Genomic DNA, 618 nt, shown 5'->3' with positions numbered 1-618 from the left:
CATAGGTTCCACTGTATCTTTGGTTAAATCAGAATACCATTGATAAGCAGCACGGCTATGAAGAGAAGAAGATTCACCTAAGTTATCAAAACCAAACCAACCATTCTTAGTTGCATAACCATAAGTGGATAACATCTTAGTTAAAGTTCTGGCTAATGAGTTAGGGTCATCAACACGAGCACGACCAGCAATCAATTTCAGCATTTCATCTACATCTCTGAATGCTTTCACATTGTTCAAATGCTCAGGAGTTTTCTCAACACCGTCACTGATACCTGTGATTTCTTTTCTTGCTGTATTAAGAGCTGTCATAAAGTCTTTGAAATGTAAACCAGTTGAACCAGTGATAGCTAAGTGACCATTCATCTGACGATTATACAAAGCAAATGTCCTATCGTGGTCGTGACTTAACATATCAGCCTTACGCAATGTCTTACCATTGACTTGGAATTTACCTTCATAACCAAATGGACTACGAGAACGGAGTGAGTTAGCATTAGCAATACCAGCAACAGGGTTCTTATCTAATGCCCTTTCAATTGCTTGTAATGTATTAGCATCTTCTTCAATCTCATTAACAATACCATAGTTACTGTCGTGTGACATCTTACGAGCACG

Annotated in this window: 1 protein-coding gene; it reads right to left on the bottom strand. The window is 38.3% G+C overall.

Going from position 1 to position 618, the window contains the following annotated elements; all coding sequences use genetic code 11:
- A partial coding sequence (locus N1032_RS26235; RefSeq protein ID WP_259543579.1) for a hypothetical protein occupies positions 1–606 on the bottom strand: 606 nt, incomplete at its 3' end.
- Positions 607–618: the final 12 nt, after the last annotated feature.

The sequence above is a fragment of the Herbiconiux daphne genome, assembly GCF_024979295.1.
In the GTDB taxonomy this organism is placed as follows: Bacteria; Actinomycetota; Actinomycetes; order Actinomycetales; family Microbacteriaceae; genus Herbiconiux; species Herbiconiux daphnes.
This window is presented reverse-complemented; position numbering and strand designations above follow the sequence as displayed.